Raw genomic sequence first — 17696 nt, 5'->3', positions numbered from 1 at the left:
GGCCGGCCCCTCCAACAGCCGACCTCTCATGAATCACGCAAAACCGCTCTTGGGAATCCTCGAAACGCTCCCGGAACTAAAAATCTGCCAAAGTAGTGCTAGGGCTGCCGGCGTCATCAGAGTGGAAAGGTCGGTAGCGCCGGTCTATGTAAGACACAGTCCCCCAATCACGGCAGGCAGGATCATGACCACACATTCGCGCGGCGTTTCCGCAACCATCGACCCGGTAAAGCTCGACAGGCTGGCGGAGGTCGCCGTCAAGGTCGGGCTGCAATTGCAGCCGGGGCAGGATCTGGTGCTGACCTCGTCTATCGCCGCGCTGCCTCTGACGCGGCGGATCGTCGAGCACGCCTACAAGGCAGGTGCGGGCCTGGTGACGCCGATCTTCAACGATGACGAGATCACGCTGGCGCGCTTCCGCTACGGCGCCGACGCCGGCTTCGACCGCGCCGCCGGCTGGCTCTTTGAAGGCATGGCAAAAGCCTTCGCCAATAATGCGGCGAGGCTTGCCGTGCGCGGCGAGGATCCGTCGCTGCTTTCTTCTCAGGACCCGGCAAAGGTGGCGCGTGCCAACAAGGCGAATTCGATGGCCTACCAGCCGGCGCTGGAGAAGATCACCGGCTTCGACATCAACTGGAACATCGTGGCTTATCCCGATCAGGCCTGGGCCAAACAAGTGTTTCCGGACGACGCCGAAGACGTCGCCGTGGCCAAGCTCGCCGACGCCATCTTTGCCGCCTCGCGGGTGGACGTCGAAGACCCGATCGGCAACTGGACGGCGCACAATGCGGCGCTGAAGAGCCGCACCGAATGGCTGAACGGCCACAATTTCCACGCGCTGCATTTCACCGGCCCCGGCACTGACCTGACCGTCGGGCTGGCCGATGGCCACGAGTGGATGGGCGGCGCCTCGACCGCCAAGAACGGCATCACCTGCAACCCCAACATCCCGACCGAAGAGGTTTTCACCACGCCGCATGCAAGGCGCGTCGAAGGCCATGTCACCAGCACCAAGCCGCTGTCCTATCAGGGTACCCTGATCGACGGCATTGCGGTGCGTTTCGAGGCGGGCCGCATCGTCGAGGCCAAGGCCACGAAGGGCGAGGATGTGCTGCAAAAGGTGCTGGATACCGACGAGGGCTCGCGCCGTCTCGGCGAGGTGGCGCTGGTGCCGCATTCCTCGCCGATCGCCAAGAGCGGGCTCTTGTTTTTCAACACGCTGTTCGACGAGAACGCCGCCTGCCACATCGCGCTCGGCCAGTGCTACTCGAAGTGCTTCGTCGATGGCGCCTCGCTCAGCCAGGACGCGATCGCGGCGCGCGGCGGCAACAAGAGTTTCATCCACATCGACTGGATGATCGGCTCGGACAAGATCGACATAGACGGCGTCCATAAGGACGGCAGCCGCGTGCCGGTGATGCGCAAAGGCGAGTGGGTTTAGGCCCGGGATCTCTAAGCGAAAGCCAGCAAGCAGCGTCGCCTGCTGGCCCATGCGGAGTTGGCAATGGAGCTCGCGGTCAAGCGCATCTATGAGCCGCCGGCGCCCGATGACGGGCAGCGGGTGCTCGTCGACCGCGTATGGCCTCGCGGCGTCCGCAAAGAGGACGCGGCGCTGACGGTCTGGCTGAAGGACATCGCGCCAACCAATGCGTTGCGCAAATGGTTCGGCCATGAGCCGGCGCGCTGGGCGGAGTTCCAGCGGCGATACCGCGATGAGCTCGACCGGAACGGCGAGGCGGTCGGCCAGCTGCGCGCTCTGCTGGGCAGAGGTCGGGTGACGCTGCTCTACGGCGCGCATGACGAGGCGCATAACAATGCGGTGGCGCTGGCGAGCTATTTGCGTGAGTAGAAGCGCTCAATTCGGCATGCCGGCGGGACAGCACCCCTCTCTGTCCTGCCGGACATCTCCCCCTCAAGGGGGGAGATTGGCAGCTTCGCCGAAAGCGCCCTTCTTTGGAGACTAGCGAAAGCCGAAGTGACATCCAATCTCCCCACTAGAGAGGGAGATGTCCGGCAGGACAGAGGGGGGCGCGACGGATCGCGGCGGGTCGGTCCTACTTCCTACGGATCGCCGCTTGATAAACATCAGGCTTGAAGCCAACCAGGATGCGATCGCCAAGTTCCAGCACCGGTCGCTTTATCATCGTCGGTTTGGCCAGCATCAGCGCCTTGGCCTTCTTTTCATCTAGACCCATCCTGTCTTCGTCCGACAGTTCGCGAAACGTCGTGCTCGCCTTGTTGAGCAGGATTTCCCAGCCGACCTTGCCTGACCAGCCGTTCAGCCGATCCGCGTCAAGCCCGTCTGCCCTGTAATCGTGAAAGCGATAGGCAACATCATGGCTCGCCAGCCAGGAACGCGCCTTCTTGACCGTATCGCAATTGGTGATGCCGTACATGGTGATCGTCAAAACGCTTCCTCGGATCGGTCGAATCTGATGGCACCCTAAAACCGTGCCTCTCACTTTTCCAGCTGCCTTGCCAGGCATCCGTGATTTTTGCGCTTGCCAATAGTAAGGAATTTTCCTAACTATTTTCCCGAGCTAATTTTGGTCACGCGGAATGGCCGAGGCAAGGAAATGACCATGACGAGCCTGCAGACCGAAAGCCCCCCACCGATCGACGGCATTTTCCGTGCGCTCGCCGATCCGACCCGGCGGCGCGTGGTCGAGCGGCTGAACCGAAGCCCCGCCTCGGTCAGCGAGCTTGCCCAGCCGTTCGAGATGGCCCTGCCATCCTTCATCGAGCATCTCAGGGTTTTGGAAGGCTGCGGGCTGGTGCGTTCGGAGAAGGCCGGCCGCGTCAGGACCTACCGGCTTGCGCCGGAGCCGCTGAAGCTCGCGGAAAGCTGGCTGGCCGAGCAGCGTGAGCTGTGGGAGCGCCGTCTCGACCAGTTCGACGACTACGTGCTGAAACTCAAGGAGACAGACAGATGAATATGGTCGCGTTTTTTCAACCCGATCCGAAGCTCGACCTCGTGCTCGAACGGACGATCGAGGCGCCACGAGAACTGCTGTGGACGGCCTTGACGAAGCCCGAGCATGTCCGCCAATGGTTCACGCCGAAGCCGTGGATCATCACCGATTGCGAGATCGACCTGCGGCCCGGCGGTCTGTTCCGCACCCGCATGCAGTCGCCCGACGGCAAGGAGGTCAACGACAGGCGTTGCTGCTACCTCGAGATCGTCCAGAACGAGCGGCTGGTGTGGACCGATGCGCTGCTGCCCGGCTACCGGCCGTCAGGCGACCCATTCATCACAGCCGTCATATCGCTGCAATCGCAGGGCGAGGCGACGCGCTACACCGCGACCGCTATCCACCGCGACGAAGCCACGCGCAACAGCCACGAGGAGATGGGCTTTTACGACGGCTGGGGCACGGTGGCGGATCAGTTGGCGGGCTACGTCAAGACGATCTGAGGGGACCCTGGCTTGGCTCACATTGCGGCCACGGAATCGTCGTGGCCGTTCAACCGCCAGCGCCCGAGCTCTTCGTACCGGCCTTGCCGGATCAGACTGCGGATGAGCACAAAGTCACGTACGGTCCAGCTGATGGGTTCGATCGCCCGTTCTCGAACCCTTTGAACCCGCAATTTGTCACGAAGCAATGTAACATGAGGTTCAAAGGAGCTCCCCACAAAGGGCTTCAGCGGGCTGTCGGCGATCAGGGCGGTAAGATTGCGCCAGAACGCTTGCAGCGGCGGGACGCCGTCGCTGCCACGCAGCACCAACGCACCGCCGCCGAAAGCCGACAACCGATCGAACGACACCTCAAACGGTTTCGCCTGGACCATCGAGGCGACGTGGCGGGCGATTTTGACCAATTCCTCCGGCAGTCCATCATAGTCGCCGAGCCCAATAAGCGAGATGTGCAGGCGTTCCGCCGGAAACACTTGCCCTCGCAATCCCGATTCTCGCCGCCAGACGGCGGCCCGGCGTGCAAGCGGCACGGCGATCGTACTTTCAAGAAGAATGGCGAAGAACAGCCGGTCATTCCAGCGCCGATCCAGCTCCTGCCAGTTGAACACGGCTTGGCCGTTTTCGGTGATCCTGAATGCGGGCAGCTCATTCATGTTCATTGCTCCTCTCAAAGCCATTCCCGCCCAGCCAAGCAGAATAGAACAAAAAGGGAACAAATCAAACGAAAATGATACAAGCGCCGGTACTGGCAGCACCAACGCTCGCAACCACATTTCGGTCGGCCGTATGTTGATGGCTCAGGCGCCGTCGCCGATGATGCCCTTGATCTCGAGGAAATCGTGGATCGCCCGGTCGGCGTATTCGCGGCCGTTGCCTAGCTGGACAGCATAGGGCAGTTGGCGCCACGGCGCAGGCTGATATGCGCCACGTCGCCGACGCTGAATTGAAAACCCTCCGCCCGGCGCGGCGCGTCGATCACCACCTGTGTCCCCTGCCCCAGCTCCGCATGAAGGCGCAAGGTGCGGCCGTGGAAGACGATGCTGTTCACCCGCACCGGTACAGTGCCGGCCGCCGCTTCGGTCGTCGCCAAAAAATCCTCTGGACGCACGCCGATGGTGCGCACCGTGCCCTCGCCAGGCAGTTCGCCCGTCTCCGAAACCGCTTCCAGCGGCAGGGCGCCGGCGGCGAACCGCAAGCGCTCGCCGTCACGGCCGACGAAGCGCGACTGCAGAAGGTTCATCGTGCCGATGAAGCTGGCAACGAATTTGGTGGCGGGCCGGTCGTAGAGGGTCGCCGGCGGCGCAATCTGCTCGATGCGGCCTTTGTTCATGACGACGATGCGATCAGAGATCGACAGCGCCTCGGTCTGGTCGTGCGTGACCATGACGAAAGTGGTGCCGAGGCGCGACTGCAGTCGCTTCAATTCGACCTGCATCTGTTCGCGCAGATGCGCATCGAGCGCCGATAACGGCTCGTCGAGCAGCAGCACGCGCGGTTCGCAGACGATGGCGCGGGCAAGCGCGACGCGCTGGCGCTGGCCACCCGACAATTCGGACACGCGGGCGCCGAGCTTTTCAGCAAGGCCGACCATGTCGAGCGCTGCGCCGACGCGCTTTGCCTGTTCGGCACCGGAGAGCTTGCGCAGCGACAAGCCGAAGCCGACATTTTCGGCGACGTTCATGTGCGGGAACAGCGCGTAGTCCTGGAATACGGTATTGACCGGACGGTCGAAGGGCCTGAGCGCACTGATGTCGCGGCCTTCGAGCAGAACCTTGCCGCTCGACGGGCTTTCGAAGCCGGCGATGACCCGCAGGCTGGTGGTCTTGCCGCAGCCGGATGGTCCGAGCAGGGTCAGGAACTCGCCGCGCGAAATATCGAGATCGACGGCATCGAGCCCGACGATGCTGCCGGGGAATATCTTGGAGACCTTGTCCAGCCGGACGAGTGGATCAGGTGCCATCGCGAACCTCGGACGGCTTGGTCGTGTTGACCCACAGGATCTGGCAGCGCTCGCTGCCCGGATTGCGGAAAGCATGCAGCAAGGTGCTCTTGAAGGCGAAGCTGTCGCCGGCCTTCAGGCCGTATCTGGTCGAATCGACCACCAGCTCGACCTCGCCCGAAAGGACGAACCCGAATTCATGGCCGGCATGGGCGTAGGCTTCGGCGGTGCCGCCACCGGCCTCCACCGTCACCAGCATGCCGGTCAGCGCAGCAGCCGGCGGCGACAGCAGCGACTTGGCGATGCCTTCCGACTTGACCGGGATCTGACGCCGGCTGTTGGCGCGCACACAATAAAGATCGTTGCCGGCGTCGTTGCCGTCGGCGATCAGCGCGGACGGCTCGATGTCGAGGGCGGCGGCGAGCGGCCAGATCACTCGGACCCGCAATGACGACATGCCGCGCTCGATCTGGCTCAGCGCTCCGATCGAGACGCCGGCTTTGGCTGCAAGTTCGGCCAGCGAGAGATTACGCTCCAGCCTGAGCGCCCGCACGCGCCGGCCGACCCTGACGTCGGCGTCGTCCTTCGGCTTCTCAGCCGCTTCGTCCAGCATGTCCATCCATTCGTCCTTTTTGCCAATGCTTTCCCTTCCCCTTGCGGGAGAAGGAAGAAGCAGGCTCAGCCGCCCGCCTTGACCTTCTCGAACATCTTGGCGAGTTCATCATTCTGTTTCATCGGCCCGGTGAAGATGGTGGTCTTCAACATCACTTCCGGATCGGACGGCAGCTGCAATTTCTCCAGCTCCTCCTTCGGCACGGCAGCGAAAGCCGAGCTGGTCGAGCTGCCATAGCCATAGGCCTGGATCAGGTATTTGCCCGAGTCCGTTTCCAGCCGGCTGTTGATGAAGTCATAGGCGAGGTCGACGTTCTTGGCGTCCTTGAGCATGACGAAACCGCAAGCCCAGGTAAGCATGCCTTCCTTCGGCTTCATGAACTCGACAGGCACGCCTTGCTTCTTCAGCGACGTGGCCGAGGCATTCCAGGTCATGGCGGCGACCAGCTGGCCGCTGGCCAGCGCCTGTTCGACCGATGTCATGTCTGTGGTGTAGTTTGAGAGCAGCGGGCGCTGCTCGCGCAGTTTCTCCGCAACCTTGTCCATCTGTTCCGCCGTCATGTCGAATGGATTGACGCCGGCAAGAAGGGCCGCCACCACCGGAGTGTCGTGGACGGCATCGATGGTCGCCATGCGCCCGGCATATTGCTTGTCCCAGAGCAGGTTCCAGCTCGCTTCCGGGTTCTTCACCAGATCGGTGCGGTAGAGAATCGAGGTGTTGCCCCAGTCCCACGGCACCATCCAGACCTTGCCGTCGCCGGCCTGCAGGTCGGGCAGGTTCTTGAAGACCGGGAAGATCGAATCCCAGTTCTTGATGCGCTTGGTGTCGATCGGCTGCAGCAGGCCTTCCTTGTTCCAGCGCGCCACCTTGTCATAGCATGGGTGCGCGACATCGGGGCGGAAGCCGGCCTTGACCTTGGTGAAAGCGTCATCGTCGTCGCCGAACATCGAGGCTTCGACACCATCCGGGTGCGCGGCGAGGAAGCTCTTGTTGAAGTCGGGCAGCTCATAGCCCGACCAGGTGAAATATTGCAGCTTGTCGCCGGCAAAAGCGACAGTCGACGCAAGCGCCAGCGCGAAGGCGGCCAGTCCGGTTTTCGCTGTCTTTGTCGTTATCGATTTCAGGTCGAATGCCATTGCAGTTCTCCTCTTTCGGTTTCTTCTGGTTTTGACAGGCTGGCGGTCGCTGGCCGCTGAGCGGCGGCAAGCCCGCGATGGCGCAGGATTTCGGCGAGTGCGGCGGTGACGAAGGACACGGCCAAGATCGCCGTGCCCAGCGCCATGACGGTCGGCAGCGATTTCGGGAAGCGCAGCTGGCTCCAGATATAAAGCGGCAGCGTCGGCTCGGTACCGGCAAGGAAGAAGGCGACGATGAACTCGTCGAACGAGGTCAGGAAGGCCAGCATGAACGCCGAGATAATGGCGGGCAGGCTGAGTGGCAGCATCACCCGCCTGAAGGTCGTCCAGTCGGAGGCGCCGAGGTCGAGCGCTGCCTCACGGATGGTCTTCGGGATGGCGGCGAAGCGGCTGCGCATGACCACCACCGTCGCCGGCAGCGCCACCAATATGTGGCCGAGCACAATGGCAATGCGCGACGGCCCAAAGCCGGCGAGGTTGACGAGGATGAGCAGCGATATGCCGACGATGACGCCTGGGATCAGGATCGGCAGCCGCGCTATGGCACTGATGGTGGCGGCCAGCGGCGAGCGTCCGTAGAGGTCCATGTAGGACACCGTGATGCCACAGAGCGTGGCGCCGGTGGCGGCAATGGCGCCGATGACGAGGCTGTTGGCGAGCGCACCGGACAGCGCCGAATTGCCTAACAGCGTGCCGTACCATTCAAGCGTAAAGCCTTGCAGGGGAAATGCCGCCTGGACGGAATTGTTGAAGGAAAACAGCGGGATCAGCAATATCGGCAAATACAGGAACACCAGATAGGCAAGGACATAGGCACCGAGCCAGCCGCCGCCCTGCCTTGCATCGATACGCGCTGTGTTCATGTGCGGCTGCGGTATCGGCGGTCGGCGAAGCGCACCACCAGCACCACGGCGAGAATGACAAGCATGACGGCGACGGCGAGTGCGGCGCCGAACGGCCAGTCATTGGCCTTGCCGAACTCGGCCTGGATCAGTGTGCCGATCATCGTGCTGGCAGGGCCGCCGACCAGCGCCGGGGTGACGTAGTCGCCGACGGTCGGCACAAAAACGACGAGGGCCGCAGCCAGCACGCCGGGCATCGAATTGGGCAGCACGACGCGGCGGAAGCTGGTGAACGGTTTTGCGCCGAGATCGGAAGCGGCTTCGAGCAGCGATTTCGGGATCGTGTCCAGCGCCACGTAGATGGGCAGGATAGCGAATGGCGCATAAGCGTGGGCGAGCGTGACGACGACTGCTGCCGGCGTATTCAAGAACGCCAATGTCGGCTCCGACCAGATGCCGCTTTCAATCAGCGCCGAGTTCAGCACGCCATTATAGGCAAGCACGATCTTCCAGGCGAAGACGCGCAGGAGATAGCTGGTCCAGAACGGCAGGGTCAGCAGGAACAGCAGCAGCCCACGCCGCCGCCCGGCATGGAAAGCCAGATAATAGGCGACGGGATAGGCGGTGACGACGGTTGCGAGCGTGACCAGGCCGGCGATGCCCAGCGAGCGCAGCGTCACCGTCCAGTACAGTGGATCGGTGGCCACAGTGACGAAATTCGCAAGGGTAAAACCAGCCCCCAGCAGCGAGCCGTCATTGCCGCGGAAGGCAAGGAAGAACACCAAGCCAAGGGCGAAAAGGATCAGCAGAAAGGTGACCAGCCCGCCGGGCAGCAGCATAGCGAAACGGAAGCCTGGCGAAGACCGGGTTTCCGGCAGCGGCTGCGTTGCGGCAATGGTCGACATTGACTGTCCGTCGAAATTTGAAATCGACTAAGCTTTTTTCATATTGGTGAAACTGTCAAGCTGTTTCACGCTGGGGAATGCAAGTCAGCGTTCGAACGCGTCCAGCATCCGGTACCAGGCGATGGTCGCGGCAACGCCGACCTGCCGAAACGCGTGAAAAGGGATCGGCCGGATCGGCGATATCGGGAACGGCAATTGCCTGGTGTCGCCGCTCGACAGATAGGAGGCGATGCGCTCGCCAAGCGCGGTCATCAGGCCGATGCCGCGGCCCTGGCAGCCGACGACCGCCAGCAGACCCTTCTCTGGCTCGTGGATATGCGGGAGATGGTCCGGCGTCATTGCCACCCGGCCGAACCACCGCTTTTCAATGGCAATGTCTGACAGCGCCGGATAAAGCCGCAGCAGCGCGCGTTCAAGATGCGCCCAGTCGGCCGGGCCGTTCGGCAAAGCCATGCGGCCGCGCCCGCCGAGCACCAGCCGGCCGTCGGCACTCTTGCGGTAATAGACGAGGATGCGGCGCGAATCCGAAACCGGCTGCCCTTCCGGCAGGATCGCCGCGGCGAGATTGGACGATAGCGGCGCTGTCGCGATCTGGAAGGAATGCAGCGGAACGATCGTCTCGGCGAGGCCCGGAAGCAGGCCGCCGGTATAGGCGTTGGTCGCCAGAACGACCGCCTTGGCCTTCAGTTCGGCGCCGCTTTCCGCCGAAACGTGCCAAATGCCAGCACCCTTGCTGATCTGCATCACGTTCTGGCGTTCGGCGATCTTCACGCCCGCCGCGGCAGCGACGCGCGCCAGTTCCGACGTGTAGGCGAGCGGATCGATGACACCGGCGCGGCGATCGAGCCAGCCGCCGAGATAGCCTTGCGCGCCGGTCATCGTCGCAATCTCCGTCGCGCTCAGCAGCCGGACATCGGCGCCGCGGGCGCGCCACTGCCGATCCCGGTTTGCCGCCGCTTTTAGCGCGGTCCCGGTATGCGCCGCCTGGATCCAGCCATTACGGACGAACGGCACCGCCAGTCCTTCGTCGCGGATCAATTCGAAGACGGTGTCAGCGGTCGAGGCGGCAAAGTTGACGAGCGCTTCGCCGCGCTCCAGACCAAAATGCTCCAGCAGCCAGTCCGGATCGTATTTCAGGCCGGGAATGACCTGACCGCCGTTCAGGCCGGATGCGCCATTGCCGATTTCGCCGGCGTCCAGCACCTGGACGGCAAGACCGAGCCGGGCGGCGTGCAAGGCCGTCGACAGCCCCATGATGCCGCCGCCGACGATGACGACATCGACGCGTCGGCCGGCTGGAAAAAGCGACTGGAACGCGGTTGCTGTCCGCGGCTTTTGCCAGATTGGATCGGAAAACCGTAAGCGCAAGCGTCACCTGGAGATTTCAGTAAGTGAAAACCCTAGCGACGATTTCATTATTTTGAAAGAGCGTTTTCCATGGCCATTGGCGCACGTCAGGCTCGATCAAGGTCCAGCGATGCGAAGACCGCTGGAAAGAATTGACAAAGCTCACCCTGGAAGCGGGATAGACGTTTGGCGGGAATTTGTTGAAAGTGCCGCGGCCCAAGGACAAGACAACAGGAAACGTAAGTCATGACGAACGCCACACATTTGCCCGCCGAGGGCCTCTTCGTAGGCCGCGCCCGGACGAGCGATGCTTCCCATCCGCTGGTGGTCACGGTGCGCGACGGCACGGTCTTCGACATCACGTCAAATGTGGCACCGACCGTACGCGACATTTGCGAATTGCCGGATCCGGCAGGACACGTCCGCTCGGCCAAGGGGCGGCCGATCGGCCCGCTCGAAGCCATTGCCGCCAACAGTTTCGAGACAGCGCGCGATCCGGGAACGCCGTACCTACTGTCCCCCGTCGACCTGCAGGCGATCAAGGCGTCTGGCGTTACCTTTGTCGTCAGCCTGCTCGAGCGCGTCATCGAGGAACAGGCGCGCGGCTCGGCGGAGAAGGCGGACGCCATTCGAGCCGACATCGCCGGGCTGATCGGCCACGATCTGTCGAAGCTCAAACCCGGCTCGCCGGAAGCGATGGAGATCAAGGCCAAGCTGATCGCGCGCGGCGCCTGGTCGCAATATCTGGAAGTCGGCATCGGGCCCGATGCCGAGATCTTCACCAAATGCCAGCCGATGGCCTCGGTCGGCTTCGGCGCCGATGTTGGCCTGCATCCGGTTTCGACATGGAACAATCCGGAGCCGGAGATCGCCATGATTGCCGCCAGCAGCGGCAGGATTGTCGGGGCGACGATCGGCAACGACGTCAATCTGCGCGACGTCGAGGGACGCTCGGCGCTCCTGCTCGGCAAAGCCAAGGACAACAACGCTTCGGCAGCACTTGGCCCCTTTATCCGGCTGTTCGACGAGACATTTTCCATCGGCGACGTGAAGAAGGCGGTCGTACGGCTGAAGGTCGAGGGCGAGGACGGGTTCTCGCTGGAGGGCGCCAGTTCGATGGCCGAGATCAGCCGTTCGCCGGAAGAGCTGGTCGCAGCCGCCATGGGGCCGCACCACCAGTACCCGGACGGGCTCGCGCTCTATCTCGGCACGATGTTCGTGCCGTCGAAGGATCGCGGCGAAAAAGGCAAGGGTTTTACCCACAAGGTCAGCGACATCGTCACCATCTCGTCGGACAAGTTCGGCGCCTTGGTCAACCGCGTGCGGCTGTCACCCGACTGCCCGCACTGGACCTATGGCGCCAGCCATCTGATGCGCGACCTCGCCAGAGCCGACCTGATCTGAATAGAGAACGATCCAATTCGGCAGTAACCAGGCCGTGAACCGCCTCTATTTCGGGACGGGCAAGCAGGAGCCGCCGAGGATCAGATGGGTCGGAAAGGCGATGCGTTGCGCCGGCCGCTCGCTCTGGCGGCCGAGCCGCTCCAGCAGAAGCTGTGCTGCGGTGCGGCCGATCTCCTCGACGGCCCGGTCGATGAGCGTGATCGGGCCGGGATAAAGCAGCGCGACGTCCGACCTGTCGCAGCCGATCAGCGAGATATCGCCCGGGACCGAAACGCCTTGCTGCTGGATGGCGCGCAGCACGCCGACCAGAATGCGGTTGCCGGCGGCGATGATGGCGGTTGGACGCTCCTTCATCTGGAACAGGGCGGTGGCCTCGCGGAAACCGAAGTCCACCGAGAGGCTTTGCGAGCGGATCAGGTCCTGCGGCACCGGCAGGCCGCTGCGCTGGAACGCCTCGACGAAGCCGCGCACCCCGTTCACGGCCCGGCCTGATGTCGCTGCCGGCCGTGATGATGGCAATGCGACGGTGCCCGAGTTCGATCAGATAGCTTGTCGCCTGCCGTAACCCGGCGGCGTGCTCGGTCAGCACCGCGTCGATCTCGAGCGGAATGTCGCGATCGAGCAGTACTGATGGAATCCGCAACTCCTTCAAGCGCTTGATGGTGCGCGCATCCTGTTCGTTGTTGATGGTCGTGATCATGCCGTCGGCCCGCCCATGCTGCAGCATGTCGATCGCCGCCGCCTCCTCGGTGGCGCGGCCGTTGGTGCTCATCAGGTAAAGCGAATAGCCGCGCTGGCGCATTTCCGCGTCCACCGCCTTGAAGCAACTGGCATGCCAGGGATTGGCAATGTCGTCGATGACGAAACCAACCGTCATGGTGTTTCGACGGCGCATGTTCTGGGCGCGCGAATCGGGCTGGAAGCCGAGCGACTGGATTGCCGCGCGTACCTTCCCCAACGTCTCCGGCCTGACAGTCTCAGGCGCGTTCAAGCTCCGCGAAACGGTTCCGACGGACACGCCGGAAACGCGCGCCACGTCGCGTATTGTCGCCGCCAGAATCCGGGTTTTCCATGTCGCGAAACTGAAAATCGAACGCGACATGATGAATGCTGGCGACTTCCGCGTCTCGCCGCTGGAAGTCGAGGCAGCGCTTGCGCCCTGCCCCGGCGTCGCCGAGATCGCCGTTGCCGAACACCGGGTGCGCGACGATGTCTCGGTCATCGCGGCCTATGTCGTGCGCAAGGCAGGCGTCAGCGTCAGCGCCGAAGATATCGTCGCCCTGGCGGGGCAAAGGCTCGCCGCCTACAAACGGCCGAAACAGGTGTTCTTCGTGCCGAGCCTGCCGCGCAGCGCCAACGGCAAATTGCTGCGCCGAAATCTCGCGCCGGACTGAAGTGGTTCAGGTCTTCTGCGTCGGCTTCTTTGCGGCTCCCCGACCCCCAGCGAAGCGGGCGAGCACCGCCTCGGTATCGGCGTCGAACGGACGGCCCTGATGACGCAGGCGGCCGGGTGTCTTCGACATGCCGGCAACGACATTCTGCATCACCACGCCGTCCACTTCGGCGATCATACCGCGGGCGCGGAAATGCTCGTCGTCAAAGATGTCCCTCATGTCGAGGACCTTGGCGATTGCCGCATCGACGCGGCGGAACTCGCGCAGCACCTCCTCGGATGGCCGGCCGGCGACCCAGGCGGCGACATAGGCCTCCAATGCCTCGCGGTTCTGGCTGCGGGCCTGGAAGCCGGCAAAGCGGGGATCGTCACCGTGACCGATCAAGGCCAGGACGCGGCGGGCGACGGAATCGGACGAGCTCGAAATCGCCACCCACACGCCATCGGCGCAACGATAGGTGCCGCGCGGGACGGTGTAGGGGATGCCGGAGCCGAGCCGCGGCTGCAGATAGCCGAGATGGGCATAGGCGGACGGTAACGGCCCCATGATCTGGAACATCGAGTTGAGCAGATTGACGTCGACTGTCTGGCCTTCGCCTGTCCGCTCGGCATGACGCAGCGCCGCCAGCGCCGCAAAGGCGCCGACAAGGGCGGTGACTTCGTCGGTCATGGCGATCGGCGGCAGCAGCGGCGGGCCCCCGGCCTCGCCGAGGAGCCCGGAAAACCCACTCATCGCCTCGGCAATCGTGGCGAAGCCCGGATGCATGGCATAGGGACCATCCTGGCCGAAACCGGTGATGCGCAGGATCACCAGCCTGGGATTGCGGCGCAGCAGTTCGTCCGGCGCAAAACCCAGCGCCTCGAGCTTGCCCGGCCGCATGTTCTCGATCAGTACGTTGGCGTCGAGCAGCAGCGACCAGAGATTTTCCTTGCCGGTATCGGTCTTGAGGTCGAGCGCAATGACCTGCTTGTTTCGGTTGACCAGTTTCCAGAAATAGGAATCCGTTTCCCCCGGACCGGTCCACCCCATGCGGCGGGTCGGATCGCCACCCGGCCCCTCGACCTTGATGACCTCCGCGCCGAAATCAGCAAGATAACGGCCGGCACCCGGCCCGGCTACGACGGTGGCCAGCTCGATGACGCGGACGCCGTCGAGCGGCCCCGACGCTTCGGCCTTCGGCACGGTCTTGGTCGCTGGCGGAGCCGGCTTGTCCATCACGCGTCCTTCCCGGGGCGCAGCGGCAGCAGGACCGAGCGCGTGAATGTGCAGACTTTGAGCCGGTCCTGGTTGAACCCATCCGTGCGAACGGTCAAAACCCCCTCGCCCTGCCTGGAGGCGGATGGACGCTGCGCCAGTATTTCGGTCTCGCCATAGAGCGTATCGCCATGGAACAACGGAGCGAGATGGCGCAGCTCGCTAAGGCCGAGATTGGCGACCGCGCGTCCGGAAATGTCGGGTACGCTCATGCCGAGAAGCAGCGAGTAGACATAGGTGCCGACGACGACATTGCGGCCTTGCGCCATTTCGGTCTCGGCGAAATGGCGGTCGATGTGGAGCGGGCTGGCCGCCATGGTCAGCAGGCAAAAGAGGTGGTCATCGGCCTCGGTAACGGTCTTGCCCGGCCAGTGCTTGAACACGTCGCCGATCTCGTAGTCGTCGAGATACGAGCCAAACCTTTCGTCGCGGGCCGAATGAACCCTCGGCATGTCAGACCTCGAGCACCAGGGTCGGGGCGCCGGTCCTCACGTCATCGCCGACAGCGATCAATATCTCGATGACGGTTCCGGCGAAGGGTGCGGGAACCTCGACCTGGGTTTTGTCGGTCTCCACCGTGAACAGGGTTTGCCCCTCGGTGATCTTGGCACCGATGCTGGCCTGGATTTCGCTGATGACGACTTCATCGACGGCATCGCCGACCTTGGGCATCTTGAGTGTGGAACGCATCGTCAGTTCTCCGTCTGCAAGGCGAGGGTTGAAGGAAGTCCGCCGGCTGGCAGCCAGGCTTCGCGGCGGATGGGCGCTTGAAAACACCCACTTCTTCGTTGCCAGACGACAAGACCCCCGCCAAGATCGAGCGCAAAGACTTCGGTGAAATTCGAGGCGGCACGCGTTCTCATCACAGCGCCTTGCCCGTGGTGCCGTCGAAGAGATGCGCGCGGCTACCATCGATGACGAGTTCCAGCATCGTGTCGCGGCGCGGCACCTTGTCGGCGCTGACGCGAAGCACGATCAGGCGGGCATCCCGGCGCACCAGCTCGGCCGGATCGGCGGGAGTGCCGATCGAATAATCATCAGCGGTGCGGATGACGACCTGGGGATTGGCTGGAGCCACCGCGATGAAGGATTCAGGTTCGAGCTGTTCGACCAGCTCGACACGGCCGGCCAGACAGCTTGCTGCCCCCCCGCTGGCCGAAGCTTCGCCTGCAGGCCGCCATGACAGGTGCTCCGGCCGGAGGCCGGCCAGCAATGTTCTGCCGGCCGGGAGGTCGTGGGCATCCGACTTCGGTGTCACAACCAGCCGACCGTCGCCGATGGACACGACCATCTTGCCGCGCCCGGCATCGACTACAGTTGCCTCAAGGAAATTCATCGCCGGGCTGCCGATGAAACCGGCAACGAAAATGTTGGACGGCGCGTGATAGAGCGCGTGCGGCGTGTCGTACTGCTGCAGCGCGCCGCGCGAAAAGACGGCGACGCGGCTGCCGAGCGTCATCGCTTCGACCTGGTCGTGGGTGACATGGATTGTGGTGACGCCGAGCCGCACATGCAGGCGGCTGAGCTCGGCGCGTAGCTGGACGCGCAATTTCGCGTCAAGATTGGAGAGCGGCTCGTCGAGCAAAAAGGCCTCCGGATCGCGCACAATGGCGCGGCCCATGGCGACACGCTGCCGCTGGCCGCCGGAGAGCTCGCGCGGCTTACGGTCAAGCAGATCGGCGAGGTCGAGAATTCGCGCCGCTTCGCTGACGCGGCGGTCGATCTCGGCCTTGGCAAATTTACGCAACTGCAGCGCGAAGGCGATGTTCTCGCGCACCGTCATTTGCGGATAGAGCGCATAGTTCTGGAAGACCATGGCAATGTCGCGATCGCGCGGCGACACCTCGTTCATCACCTTGCCATTGATGCTGATCTTGCCGGTGGTGATGGATTCCAGCCCAGCGATCATGCGCAACAATGTCGACTTGCCGCAGCCGGACGGGCCGACGAAGACGACGAACTCGCCGTCCTCGACCTCAAGGTCGACGCCATGGACCGCCGAAACGGCGCCATAGAGCTTGCCGACCTTCTGCAGGCTGATCGATCCCATCAACACCCTTCCCTGCGCAACGGCCTGCAAGCAGCCAGGCGCGGGCGATGCAGGAGCGCATTTCGCACCGTTGGCGACTGCCGACAAAAGCGGTCCCGCACCAGAAATTGTGGCGCGAGACTAGGCAATTCGAGAATCTATGTCAATCGTTTGACCAGACCAGATCAATCGGTTGACCAAACCGCCTCGCGGGGCTATGGTTGCTCCGCTTTCCCGGGTCGGCCGGGGTCCTTGGGAGGGGATGGAATGCCTGGTCCTTCAACTATCGTCGATATCAGCGTCGCCGCCATACAGGGCCAATTGCCGGCGCCGGTGATCTTTGGCGACTGGGTGATGAAGCAAAGGGAATTCGTGGTCGTGCGGCTGCGCACGCAGTCCGGCCATGAGGGCTGGTCGTTCACGCTGACGCGGGATGGCGCCTGCGCCGAGCAGATCCGCAAGAGCATCGCCCCAGTTTATATCGGTACCGACGTTGGCGACCGCGTGAAGACCTTCAAGACAGCCAAGGGGCGCAGCTACGGTTCGCACAGCGCCGGTGTCGGCTTGCGCGCGCTGTCGCAGGTCGACCTCGCCGCATGGGACGCGGCAGCAAAGATAGCCGACAAGTCGATCGCCGAGTTCCTCGGCGGAACAACCGCGCCAATGCCGGCAACCGCGATCGTCGGCTACCCGCCGGCGCTGATGAACCCGCAGCAGATCGGCGACCAGGTGAAAGGGCTCTATGCCGCGGGCTGGCGCCGGTTCAAGGCGCCAATGGGCGTCACGCTGGATGAATCCGAAGCGCGGCTGCGCGCCGCGCGCAGGAACGCGCCGGACGCCTGGCTCGGCACCGATCTGGTCTGGATGTTCTCGGACGTCGACGCGGCTGCCGCCTATGCCAACCGCCTCGCCGATCTCAATATGGGCTGCATCGAAGACATCTTCCCGCCGGGAAACGCCAGGAAGCTCGCCGAGCTGCGCAAACGCGTGCCGATGCCGATCTGGCAAGGCGACGAACAGGGCGGCTCTTACTATCCCGAAGCGCTGATCATGGCCGGCTCCGTCGACCGCGTGCGCGTCGACCTGACCTGCATGGGTGGGATTACCGGCGGCCGCGCCATCATCGACGAGTGCCTTGCCGCGGGCGTCGATTTCGGTCCGCACATGTTCGCGCATGTGCACAGCCAGGTGTTCAGCGCCTGGGGCTTTTCCGACAAGCCGGTCGAATGGGGCGTGCCGTGGAGCGGCGTCGACCCCTATGCGGACAGCCTGGTGCAACCGGAAATCATCAAGGGCGGGCTGATGAAGCCGCTTCCTGCCAAACCCGGCTTCGGCGACATGATCAACCGGGAATGGGCGCTGAGCCAACCGCACCAGGATCCCGACCACATTCTCGACTGACCAAAGCCGCCGCGGAG

Annotated in this window: 20 protein-coding genes and 1 pseudogene; 7 read left to right on the top strand and 14 right to left on the bottom strand. The window is 63.6% G+C overall.

All coding sequences use genetic code 11. The features are described from left to right. The first annotated feature begins 184 nt into the window (after positions 1-184). A complete protein-coding gene (locus tag NKH37_RS30195) occupies positions 185-1441 on the top strand; it encodes an aminopeptidase (protein ID WP_352639074.1) in 1257 nt (418 codons plus the stop codon). Positions 1442-1498: 57 nt separating this feature from the next. Beyond that, positions 1499-1849, top strand: coding sequence for a DUF488 domain-containing protein (locus NKH37_RS30190; protein ID WP_352639073.1), 351 nt, complete (start codon positions 1499-1501; stop codon positions 1847-1849). A gap of 205 nt (positions 1850-2054) precedes the next feature. Here NKH37_RS30190 and NKH37_RS30185 read toward each other — a convergent pair whose 3' ends face one another. Then, complete coding sequence (locus NKH37_RS30185) at positions 2055-2408, bottom strand: ArsC family reductase (protein ID WP_352494015.1); 354 nt, start codon at positions 2406-2408, stop codon at positions 2055-2057. Positions 2409-2582: 174 nt separating this feature from the next. Between NKH37_RS30185 and NKH37_RS30180 the strand changes: the two genes are divergently transcribed. After that, a complete protein-coding gene (locus tag NKH37_RS30180) occupies positions 2583-2933 on the top strand; it encodes an ArsR/SmtB family transcription factor (RefSeq protein WP_031193345.1) in 351 nt (116 codons plus the stop codon). A gap of 2 nt (positions 2934-2935) precedes the next feature. Next, entirely contained in the window at positions 2936-3415 is a 480-nt protein-coding gene (locus NKH37_RS30175) for an SRPBCC family protein (RefSeq protein ID WP_023716838.1), read from the top strand. A gap of 17 nt (positions 3416-3432) precedes the next feature. On the opposite strand, the gene NKH37_RS30170 is transcribed toward NKH37_RS30175, so the two are convergent. The 7 genes from NKH37_RS30170 to NKH37_RS30140 all read right to left on the bottom strand — a co-directional run bounded on the left by NKH37_RS30170 (position 3433) and on the right by NKH37_RS30140 (position 10218). Further along, positions 3433-4068 carry a 2'-5' RNA ligase family protein gene (locus NKH37_RS30170; RefSeq protein ID WP_352484078.1) on the bottom strand — a complete coding sequence of 212 codons (636 nt, stop codon included), beginning with the start codon at positions 4066-4068 and terminating at the stop codon, positions 3433-3435. 221 nt (positions 4069-4289) lie between these two features. After that, positions 4290-5375 carry an ABC transporter ATP-binding protein gene (locus NKH37_RS30165; protein ID WP_023716836.1) on the bottom strand — a complete coding sequence of 362 codons (1086 nt, stop codon included), beginning with the start codon at positions 5373-5375 and terminating at the stop codon, positions 4290-4292. Continuing rightward, entirely contained in the window at positions 5365-5973 is a 609-nt protein-coding gene (locus NKH37_RS30160) for a cupin domain-containing protein (RefSeq protein ID WP_023716835.1), read from the bottom strand. Before NKH37_RS30160 ends, NKH37_RS30165 begins: the two co-directional genes overlap by 11 nt. Before the next feature lie 59 nt (positions 5974-6032). Further along, positions 6033-7103 (bottom strand): ABC transporter substrate-binding protein, encoded by a 1071-nt coding sequence (locus NKH37_RS30155; protein WP_352484080.1) that lies wholly within the window; start codon positions 7101-7103, stop codon positions 6033-6035. Next, complete coding sequence (locus NKH37_RS30150) at positions 7088-7966, bottom strand: ABC transporter permease (RefSeq protein WP_023716833.1); 879 nt, start codon at positions 7964-7966, stop codon at positions 7088-7090. The genes NKH37_RS30155 and NKH37_RS30150 overlap by 16 nt, the downstream gene beginning before the upstream one ends. Further along, positions 7963-8850 carry an ABC transporter permease gene (locus NKH37_RS30145; protein WP_352484081.1) on the bottom strand — a complete coding sequence of 296 codons (888 nt, stop codon included), beginning with the start codon at positions 8848-8850 and terminating at the stop codon, positions 7963-7965. The genes NKH37_RS30150 and NKH37_RS30145 overlap by 4 nt, the downstream gene beginning before the upstream one ends. Before the next feature lie 84 nt (positions 8851-8934). Further along, positions 8935-10218 carry an NAD(P)/FAD-dependent oxidoreductase gene (locus NKH37_RS30140; RefSeq protein WP_023716831.1) on the bottom strand — a complete coding sequence of 428 codons (1284 nt, stop codon included), beginning with the start codon at positions 10216-10218 and terminating at the stop codon, positions 8935-8937. A 225-nt stretch (positions 10219-10443) separates the two neighbouring features. On the opposite strand from NKH37_RS30140, the gene NKH37_RS30135 reads away from it, so the two are divergent. Then, on the top strand, positions 10444-11601 hold the full coding sequence (locus tag NKH37_RS30135; protein WP_352588941.1) for a fumarylacetoacetate hydrolase family protein: 1158 nt from the start codon (positions 10444-10446) through the stop codon (positions 11599-11601). 45 nt (positions 11602-11646) lie between these two features. Here the strand turns inward: NKH37_RS30135 and NKH37_RS30130 are convergent, their stop codons facing one another. After that, complete coding sequence (locus NKH37_RS30130; protein WP_352494013.1) at positions 11647-12081, bottom strand: substrate-binding domain-containing protein; 435 nt, start codon at positions 12079-12081, stop codon at positions 11647-11649. An 85-nt stretch (positions 12082-12166) separates the two neighbouring features. Next, positions 12167-12703 (bottom strand): annotated as a pseudogene (locus NKH37_RS30125) (LacI family DNA-binding transcriptional regulator); the annotation flags it as partial. Between NKH37_RS30125 and NKH37_RS30120 the strand changes: the two are divergent. Next, complete coding sequence (locus NKH37_RS30120) at positions 12702-12995, top strand: AMP-binding enzyme (RefSeq protein ID WP_352494032.1); 294 nt, start codon at positions 12702-12704, stop codon at positions 12993-12995. The pseudogene NKH37_RS30125 and the gene NKH37_RS30120 overlap by 2 nt on opposite strands. 6 nt (positions 12996-13001) lie before the next feature. On the opposite strand, the gene NKH37_RS30115 is transcribed toward NKH37_RS30120, so the two are convergent. From NKH37_RS30115 to NKH37_RS30100, 4 genes are all read right to left on the bottom strand, one after another. Then, on the bottom strand, positions 13002-14210 hold the full coding sequence (locus tag NKH37_RS30115) for a CaiB/BaiF CoA transferase family protein (protein ID WP_352484086.1): 1209 nt from the start codon (positions 14208-14210) through the stop codon (positions 13002-13004). After that, positions 14210-14701, bottom strand: a complete 492-nt coding sequence (locus NKH37_RS30110) for a MaoC family dehydratase (RefSeq protein ID WP_023716825.1) — start codon at positions 14699-14701, stop codon at positions 14210-14212. Before NKH37_RS30110 ends, NKH37_RS30115 begins: the two co-directional genes overlap by 1 nt. Position 14702: 1 nt before the next feature. Beyond that, positions 14703-14939: a biotin/lipoyl-containing protein gene (locus NKH37_RS30105; protein WP_023716824.1), complete on the bottom strand. Its 237-nt coding sequence runs from the start codon at positions 14937-14939 to the stop codon at positions 14703-14705. 172 nt (positions 14940-15111) lie between these two features. Next, positions 15112-16299, bottom strand: coding sequence for an ABC transporter ATP-binding protein (locus NKH37_RS30100; RefSeq protein ID WP_352857731.1), 1188 nt, complete (start codon positions 16297-16299; stop codon positions 15112-15114). 246 nt (positions 16300-16545) lie between these two features. On the opposite strand from NKH37_RS30100, the gene NKH37_RS30095 reads away from it, so the two are divergent. Then, positions 16546-17679 carry an enolase C-terminal domain-like protein gene (locus tag NKH37_RS30095; protein WP_023716822.1) on the top strand — a complete coding sequence of 378 codons (1134 nt, stop codon included), beginning with the start codon at positions 16546-16548 and terminating at the stop codon, positions 17677-17679. The last annotated feature ends 17 nt before the right edge of the window (positions 17680-17696 follow it).

The sequence above is a fragment of the Mesorhizobium sp. M1217 genome (genome assembly GCF_040318275.1).
Taxonomy (GTDB): domain Bacteria; phylum Pseudomonadota; class Alphaproteobacteria; order Rhizobiales; family Rhizobiaceae; genus Mesorhizobium.
This window is presented reverse-complemented; position numbering and strand designations above follow the sequence as displayed.